At 61.8% G+C, this 7,658-nt stretch carries 8 protein-coding genes; 5 read left to right on the forward strand and 3 right to left on the reverse strand.

From position 1 onward, the window contains the following. Positions 1-283: ABC-type transport auxiliary lipoprotein family protein (locus JHD64_RS20520; RefSeq protein ID WP_199055386.1), on the forward strand; the 283-nt coding region annotated here is incomplete at its 5' end. Here the strand turns inward: JHD64_RS20520 and JHD64_RS20525 are convergent. Beyond that, positions 280-1,785, reverse strand: coding sequence for an amidase (locus JHD64_RS20525; protein ID WP_199055387.1), 1,506 nt, complete (start codon positions 1,783-1,785; stop codon positions 280-282). The two genes, JHD64_RS20520 and JHD64_RS20525, sit on opposite strands and share 4 nt — an antisense overlap. A 221-nt stretch (positions 1,786-2,006) precedes the next feature. On the opposite strand from JHD64_RS20525, the gene JHD64_RS20530 reads away from it, so the two are divergent. The 4 genes from JHD64_RS20530 (at position 2,007) to JHD64_RS20545 (ending at position 6,618) form a co-directional block, all read left to right on the forward strand. Beyond that, positions 2,007-2,954 carry a DMT family transporter gene (locus JHD64_RS20530; protein ID WP_199055388.1) on the forward strand — a complete coding sequence of 316 codons (948 nt, stop codon included), beginning with the start codon at positions 2,007-2,009 and terminating at the stop codon, positions 2,952-2,954. Positions 2,955-3,413: 459 nt separating this feature from the next. Beyond that, positions 3,414-4,142: a pseudouridine synthase gene (locus JHD64_RS20535; RefSeq protein WP_059285072.1), complete on the forward strand. Its 729-nt coding sequence runs from the start codon at positions 3,414-3,416 to the stop codon at positions 4,140-4,142. Positions 4,143-4,242: 100 nt separating this feature from the next. Beyond that, entirely contained in the window at positions 4,243-5,181 is a 939-nt protein-coding gene (locus JHD64_RS20540; RefSeq protein ID WP_199055390.1) for an alpha/beta fold hydrolase, read from the forward strand. Positions 5,182-5,559: 378 nt separating this feature from the next. Continuing rightward, on the forward strand, positions 5,560-6,618 hold the full coding sequence (locus JHD64_RS20545; RefSeq protein ID WP_059285074.1) for a hypothetical protein: 1,059 nt from the start codon (positions 5,560-5,562) through the stop codon (positions 6,616-6,618). On the opposite strand, the gene JHD64_RS20550 is transcribed toward JHD64_RS20545, so the two are convergent. Both JHD64_RS20550 and JHD64_RS20555 read right to left on the reverse strand, forming a co-directional pair. After that, positions 6,610-6,990 carry a putative zinc-binding protein gene (locus tag JHD64_RS20550; RefSeq protein ID WP_199055392.1) on the reverse strand — a complete coding sequence of 127 codons (381 nt, stop codon included), beginning with the start codon at positions 6,988-6,990 and terminating at the stop codon, positions 6,610-6,612. The genes JHD64_RS20545 and JHD64_RS20550 overlap by 9 nt on opposite strands. A 56-nt stretch (positions 6,991-7,046) precedes the next feature. Next, positions 7,047-7,658: alkaline phosphatase family protein (locus JHD64_RS20555; RefSeq protein WP_199055401.1), on the reverse strand; the 612-nt coding region annotated here is incomplete at its 5' end.

The following is a 7,658-nucleotide window of genomic DNA, read 5'->3' on the forward strand; positions in this document are numbered from 1 at the left end:
ACAACTGAGCCTGGGACGGGCGGCGCTGCATGTGGCCGTGGATGTACGGAGCTTCCGGCTGGAGGCGGGCGAGGGGGCGACGCTGGCGGCGGCCTGGCGCATCACGCGTCCGGGCAGCGCTGAGGCCGTGCTGCAAGGGTATTACCGCCAGCATCAGGCGGCGTCCGGCAGCGGGCAGGCGGGATTGGTGGCGGCGCAGCAGGACTTGCTGGATGGCTTGAGCCGCGAGATAGCGGCGGCGCTGGCGGCGCAGCCGGCGTGGTTGCGCCCGGCCGCAGGCTAGCCCTGGCTCAAGGGCGGGCGGCGCTGGAACCAGGGCTGCGCCTGTTCCAGTTGCGCTGCCAGCTGCAGCAGCAGCGCCTCCTTGCCATAAGCTGCCACCATCTGGGTGCCGATGGGCAGTTTGGCCTCATTCCAGAACAGGGGCACGCTCATCGCTGGCTGGCCGCTCATATTAAAGGGAATGGTCCAGCCGATGTACTCCATCAGCTTGCGTGAATGCTCGGGCACCAGACGGCTCAGTTTCAAGGTCCAGTCCCAGCCCAGATGACCCAGCAACAGGGTGGACAGGCATTGTTCAAAGCGCGAGGTGGCCAGTGCGCCGATGGCAGCCGGTGGCTGGTTCAGTACCGGCGTCACCAGCACATCGTAGCGTTGATGGAATGCCTGCATGATGCGGCCCTGGCGCAAGGCAAAGTCTCGCATCCAGGCACATTCCCCTGCCGACAGCAGTTCGCCGTAGCGGGCCAGGGTCCAGCTGTCAGCCTCCATCAGGCGGAAATCCGCCCTGCGTCCGCATAGCCGCTGGCTGTTGCGAATCAGGCAGGCCAGCTCGCCGCAAATCATCACCAGCATGGCGTGACACATTTCATCGGCACTGCCCAGTGGCGGGTGGGCTTCTTCCACCTCATGGCCCAGCCCGTGCAGCAAGTGCAAGCTGTGACTGAGTGCGGCTTCACCATCTGCATGCAGTGTGCCGCCCAGAAACGGCTGGCGGGTAAAGGCAATGCGCAGTTTGCCGACAGGCTGTTGCAGGCTGGCCAGAAAAGAGGTGGCTGGCGGCGGGCAGTGATAGGCATCGCCCGCGTCAAAGCCCTGGCAGAGGATGTCCAGCATGGCGGCGCTGTCACGCACGCTGCGGGTCAGCGCGTGCTCGCTGGCATAGCCCTGCCATAGCTCCGACAGCTGGGGGCCGCAGGGGGAGCGACCGCGGCTGGGCTTCAGGCCGAACAGGCCGCAATTGGAGGCGGGGATGCGGATGGAGCCCCCGCCGTCGCCACCATGGGCAATCGCCACCATGCCACTGGCCACCGCAGCGGCCGAACCGCCACTGGAGCCGCCGCAGGTACGGCTGCTATCCCAGGGGTTGCGGGTGGCACCGCTGAGCCTGGATTCGGTATAGGGGTAAAGACCAAACTCCGGCGTGGTGGTCTTGCCGGCGAAAATCAGCCCGGCCTGGCGATATCGGCGGATCAGTTCGCTATCTTGTGTGGCGACATGGTGCTGAAACAGTCTGCTACCACTGCGGGTAGGGCAGCCCTCGATGTCTGCCTGCAGGTCCTTGATCAGTATCGGCAGGCCGGCCAGGGGGCTGGCGCCTGCGCGTAGCGGCTGACAAGCGGCTTGTGCATCCAGGCGCAGCAGCACGGCATTGAGCGCCGGATTGTACCGGTCCATTCGTTCCTGAGCGGCGCGCAGCAGATCGGCCTGGCTGATCTCGCCCCTGGCCAGCAGGGCGGCCAGCGCGATGCCATCGTGGTTTTCGTATTCAGGGAAAAAAGCCATGGCGATGACCTGTCATGCAATTTGCTCAGCATAATCAGCTCTGATGAATGTTTCAAAGCAGTCCGCTGCTTGCTGATTGCGTGTTTGTTTGTTTAAGTGAAATAAAATCTCAGCAATAATGATAAATTAGGCGTGATTTGTTTTATTTCATGCTTAATTGGCAATTGTATGTGAGTGGGCTTGGGTAGAATTTCTGACTTCACTCATTGCGCTGCCTCATCATGTCCAGTTCCGGCTCCCCGTCTTCCCGCACCGCCTATCTGCTGCTGGTGCTGACCATGCTGCTGTGGTCCACCAATTTTGTCATTGCCCGCGCCATTCATGGCCAGATCGGTCCTTTCGGCTTGGCCTTCGGCCGCTGGGCCATTGCCTTGCTGTGTCTGTTGCCTGTCGGGCTGCCACGGCTGGCCCGCGCCTGGCCGCTGCTGCGGCAGCAGTGGCAAAAGCTGCTGTTACTGGGTGTATTCGGTATCGGGCTGACCAATACACTGGTCTACGTTGCCGTGCGTAGCACCACCGCCACCAATGCCGTCATTCTCAATAGTGCCACACCGATGATGGTGTTGGTGCTGGGATCCCTGTATTTCCGCCAGCGTTTGCGCCGGCGTCAGTGGGCCGGCATGGGGCTGGCGCTGGCCGGGGCCTTGCTGATCGTACTGAAAGGCAATCTGCTGGGCATGAGCCATTTCCAGTTCAGCAGTGGTGATTTGCTGGTACTGGCCGCCGGGCTGTGCTGGGCGGTGTATACGCTGGGCCTGCGCACTCTGCTGCCAGGACTGGACCCGCTGGTGATGATGATGGTGCTGTTGCTGGTGGGCGAAGTGCTGCTGCTGCCGGCTTTTGTGATGGAAACCTGGCAGGCCGGCGGCTTTCACCTGCTGTCTGCTCCGACCATGGGCTGCTTGCTGTATCTGGGCATTTTCCCGTCGGTGCTGGCTTTCCTGATGTATAACCGCGCCATTGCCCAGGTCGGGGCTGCCAAGGCGGCTGGTTTTCTCTATCTGATGCCGGCTTTTGGTGCGCTGCAGTCCATCCTGCTGTTGGGCGAGGATTTGCGTTGGTATCATGTGGCGGGGCTGGCCGCCATTTTTTCCGGCATTTTGCTGGGTTCGCTCAGCCGTGGCGCGGCTGCGGCTCGTCAGCCGACAACACTGTCGGTCGCCAAGTGATGTGGTTTTGACTACGGATTTTTACGGATGGTTAAAAGTGTAGCCAGCGACTAAAGTTAGCTTTGTTGGCAGTGCCCGTACTTATTGGATCTCCTGCAGTACCTGCCAACCTTCTTTTTGTTTGTTGTTGAAGTACCTCTGGCTTTTGTTCCTCTTCAGTATTGGCTATAGCTCGGCCCGGTGAATCCTCCCCGACTCACCGGGCATTTTCTTGTCTGCCACCATTCCCGCTTGTTCTGTTGTTCAGCATGCATTGCTGTTGCAATGCGCTCACCACCAGGGTGCTGTCACGGCTGTGGCAGTCTGAATCCGCGTAAATCATGGTCAGTCGGCGGTCTATCCCCTACAATGGCGGCAGATCAACAGCGGCTGTGCCGATGGCGGCATGCAGCGGACGGGACTGGCCCGTGGCGGCATGGCACCCGGCGCTACCCGCTTTTTTTATTACAGGATTATCCAATGGAACCCGTGCGCCTTTCCAAGCGTATGGCCGAGCTGGGCATCTGTTCCCGTCGCGAGGCGGACAGCTATATCGAGCAAGGCTGGGTCAAGGTAGACGGCGAAGTGGCCGTGCTTGGCCAGAAAGTGCTGCCGCACAACACCATCGAAGTACTGAAGAAGGCGCAGGATGCGCAATCTTCCCGTGTCACCATTCTGCTGAACAAGCCGATGGGCTATGTCTCCGGCCAGGCAGAAAAGGGTTATCAACCGGCGGTGACGCTGGTGAAGCCCGACAATCACTGGGCGGAAGACCCGAGCAAGAAACGTTTCATTCCGGCGCATTTGCGTGGCCTGGCGCCGGCCGGGCGGCTGGATATCGATTCGGTCGGCCTGTTGGTACTGACGCAGGATGGTCGTGTTGCCAAGCACATCATCGGCGAGAATTCGACGGTGGAAAAGGAATACCTGGTGCGTGTGACCGGGGAGCTGGACGAGCGTGGCCTGGCCCTGCTCAATCATGGCCTGTCGCTGGATGGCGAAGCGCTGAAGCCGGCGGAGGTGAGCTGGCAGAACGAAGACCAGCTGCGCTTCATCCTGCGCGAAGGCAAGAAGCGGCAGATTCGCCGCATGTGCGAGCTGGTGGGGTTGCGCGTGGTGGGGCTGAAGCGTATCCGCATTGGCACTATCAAGCTGGGCAATCTGCCGACCGGGCAATGGCGTTACCTGCGCGACGACGAGATGTTCTGAGCGGTAGTTTGTGGCGGACAAACACGGCGACCGATGGTCGCCGTTTTGCATGGTGGCGGCTGACTTGGTTTTGTAAGGCGGGCGTGACATGATCACTGCCATGAACGCCTATCTCATTCCCTTGCTATTGGTGCTGGCCGCTGTGCTGCTGGCCTGCTGTTTCCCTTCGGCTACCGGTCAGTACATGGTCCGGGCCTATTTGCGGCTGGCCGGTTTTCGCAGCCGCCGATTGCGGCTGGAGCAGGGCGAGCTGGCCTTCCTGGAGGGCGGGCAGGGCAGCAGTGTGTTGCTGATTCATGGTTTTGGCGGCGATGGTCCGGCCAGTTGGGGGCGGGTCATGGCCGGCTTGATCCGGCGCCACCATGTGCTGGTGCCAGACTTGCTGTGGTTCGGTCGCAGCCATGCAGCCAGCGCGCCTTCGCTGATGGCACAGGCCGATGCACTGGAGGCGCTGATCCGCGCGCGCATTGCCGGTCCGGTGCAACTGGTGGGTTTGTCCTATGGCGGCTTTGTCGCGCTGGAGCTGGCGCGGCGCTTGCCGCAGCAGGTATCACAGCTGGTGATCATGGCCTCGCCCGGCATGGTGTATACCCCGGAAGACCAGCAGGACTTGCTGGCCCGTGCGCGGGTGGCGTCGGCCGAGCAGCTGTTCGTTCCGGCCGATCCGCAAGGCGTGGCACGCATGATGGCGATGGTGGGCAGCCCGCTGGCCCGCGCACCGCAGTTTTTGCTGAAGGACGTCTGGCAATTCTATTACCGTGACCGCGCACCACAGTTGCGGGCGCTGATGCAGGAACTGGCCACCCGGCAGGAGCAGCATCTTGAGCGCTTTTCCCAGCCATTGGCGATGCCGGTTGCCGTGATCTGGGGTTCGCAGGACGAGATTTTCCCGCTGGATATTGGTCAGCGCCTGGCGCTCTTGCTGGATGCGCCGCTGATTACCATCGACGGCGGCACCCATGTGCTGCCGGTGGTGTTTGCGGTGCAGACGCTGGCGGCTTTGCAAGACATTTTGCAAGGCAATTCGCCACAAGTTTGATGCTGCGCTACCGCGGAACGGTAAAATCCGGGCATGCTGTATCAGGGTGTTCCGCTCGGCCTGCGCTCTGGGGCTGGCTGGTTTTCCGCTTGCCATTGCCGTTTATTCCCCCCTTTTGCCTAAGCACCTTTTCCCTGGCTGCTGGATTGGGTCGCCATGGGGGGCCTGCGTTAAAAACGCCCGTGGAATACCCATTTGTCCGATGTCAACCTCGCTTTCCCACTTGTTGGCGGCCGGTTTCGCCTTGTCCCAGGTCACCTGGCGCGACCTTGAGCCGGCGCCGGGCCGCCAACAATCCTCCAGGTGCGGGAGCATGATGTTAATCAGGTACTGCAGGCGCTGATCCGGCCTGCAATCCGTTGTGAAGGGAGTCTGCTGATGTTTGATTGGCTATGGCAAAAACTGGCGCTGGATCCGGCGTCCCGCCAGCGCAAGGCCACTTTATTGCAGGCCATTGAAACCGTAGTGGATGGCAGTGATGCCCGGTTGCGCCTGTTGTCTGGCTATCAGCAACGCATGTTGCCCGGAATGCAGTGTTCGCTGGCTTATCTGGAGAGCCTGCCCTGGCAGCGCATCGAACCACTCGAACTGTCCTTGCGTGGCTTTGCGACTGACCGGCGGCTGGGCCTGCTGTTTTCCAGCCCGCTCAGCCTGTTGTTGTTTCTCAAGAGTAGTGCCGCACTGGCAGACTTCTTCCTGTCCGCCAGCAAGGGGGACGATGCCTGGGCCATGATGAGCATGAGCCGCAGCGAAACGGCCCGTTTTGGCATGACCGAGCACAATGGTGAAATACGCAGCGATGTGGCACAGCTGGTGGTCAGCTTTGATCAGCACCGCTTGATGGACCCCGCGGCCAATCAGGACGACCTGCAACAGAATGTCATTCAGCGCGGGCTGGCGGTGCTGGTGGCCGTCATTGGCCGACGTCTGCGGCTGATGCAGCAGATGCGGCTGGACTTGCAAAGCGAGCTGGAGCAGGTGCAACTGAAACTGCTGACGCTTTCGCGTGGCGGCGGCAAGGTGATTGATGCGACCGGCAATGTCTCCTCCGGTGCGGCCAGCCTGCCTGCGGATGAAGCAGGCTTGCGCCAGCGGGAGGCCGCGCTGCAGCAGCAGTTGCAGCCGCTGGCCAGCCTGGCCGAACTGGGGGGCATACTGGATGTGGTGTGCCAGGTGCTGGAACAGCCGGCCACGTTTTTCCGCATCGAGGCGGAAACCATCTATCTGAACCGCATGGGCGTACGCCATGAGCGGCCGGACGCCGACGATGTAACCGCGCTCAGCTTCGAACACGTGGTACTGGGGCAGTTGCAGCCGGTCTCCCGTGCCATCATGCCGGTACATGTCAATCGCCAGCAATTGCGCGAGCTGGAACAGCAGTTTGCCGACGAACTGGCCAGCCTGCAGCAGCAACAGCAACAAAGCGGCTTATTCTGATGGTGCTTTGGCCAGGCTGATGGCAAGGGCGCTGAGCATGGGCCAGATTTCCTCGGCCTGCTGAGCGGCATAAGCCTGATGCTTGCGTTTGATCACGCCCAGCTCTGACAGCAACAGCGTGTGGTCTGCCGTGACCTCGACCCGTTGCAGGCAGGCCTGGACGCAGGCCAGTCGGCAACCATCCAGGGCCAGCACCGGGCGGCCGGATTGTGCCAGCCTGACCAGTGCGGGCACACCGCCGCCGACACCGGCGATGCAGGACATCTCGGCCAATCCTGCGCGGTCCAGTCGCAGGGCCAGATCATTGGCCATCTGCGCGGCACTGGAGCAGCCGGAGCAGGCATAGACCAGGGGAAGGTTTGGCTTTGTCATGCCCCATTGTGCGTTGGCCATTCTGCCTGTGCCATTCGCCGCAGGCAGAATGCGCCCTAATCCTTCCGGGGTAGACGCAGGATGAGCGGCACGCTCATTTCCGCTGCGGTCACGCCGCCATGCTGACCGGGCAGATAGAGCGGTTTCTCCTGAGGCAGCGTATCGCGAATGCTCCAGTCCTCCTTGGCCAGCAGGCAAACCTCACCAATCCGCTGTGCCAGTTGCGGATGCTGCGGTCCGGGACCGAATGCGCCGCCAGCCAGCAGCCTTTCACTTTCGATCACCCAGCAGGCGTGGCCTATTTGCTGTTGTGCCAGGCTGATGAAGCGCTCCTGCAGGCCGGGCCGGAGATGGCAAAACACCGCCCGGCGTTCGCCGGACAAGGGTTGGGCCAGCATGGCATAGAGCGCGGGGAAAGCCTCGTCCAGGCTGATCTGCCGCTCAACTGGCGTATCGACAAAACCATGATCAGCCGTGGCCAACAAGGCGCAATCCGCTTGGTCGGCAATGGCTGCCAGGCTGGCAAATCCCTGGTCAATCTGCGCGAACAGCGTGCGGACCGCCTGGCTTTGCGTGCCTTGGCGGTGCATCAGGCTGTCCAGTTGCGGCAGATACAGATAGTGGAAGCCTGGCCTGCCTGCTGTTTGCAGGCAGCTGGCCAGCCACTG

Source organism: Aquitalea sp. ASV15 (assembly GCF_016429115.1).
In the GTDB taxonomy this organism is placed as follows: Bacteria; Pseudomonadota; Gammaproteobacteria; order Burkholderiales; family Chromobacteriaceae; genus Aquitalea; species Aquitalea magnusonii.

What these genes read in the sequence shown, in the direction of transcription:
- JHD64_RS20540 (WP_199055390.1), top strand. Translation starts at nt 4,243, where the DNA reads ATGAACGCCTATCTCATTCCCTTGCTATTGGTGCTGGCCGCTGTGCTG.
- JHD64_RS20535 (WP_059285072.1), top strand. Translation starts at nt 3,414, where the DNA reads ATGGAACCCGTGCGCCTTTCCAAGCGTATGGCCGAGCTGGGCATCTGT.
- JHD64_RS20545 (WP_059285074.1), top strand. Translation starts at nt 5,560, where the DNA reads ATGTTTGATTGGCTATGGCAAAAACTGGCGCTGGATCCGGCGTCCCGC.
- JHD64_RS20550 (WP_199055392.1), bottom strand. Translation starts at nt 6,990, where the DNA reads ATGACAAAGCCAAACCTTCCCCTGGTCTATGCCTGCTCCGGCTGCTCC.
- JHD64_RS20525 (WP_199055387.1), bottom strand. Translation starts at nt 1,785, where the DNA reads ATGGCTTTTTTCCCTGAATACGAAAACCACGATGGCATCGCGCTGGCC.
- JHD64_RS20530 (WP_199055388.1), top strand. Translation starts at nt 2,007, where the DNA reads ATGTCCAGTTCCGGCTCCCCGTCTTCCCGCACCGCCTATCTGCTGCTG.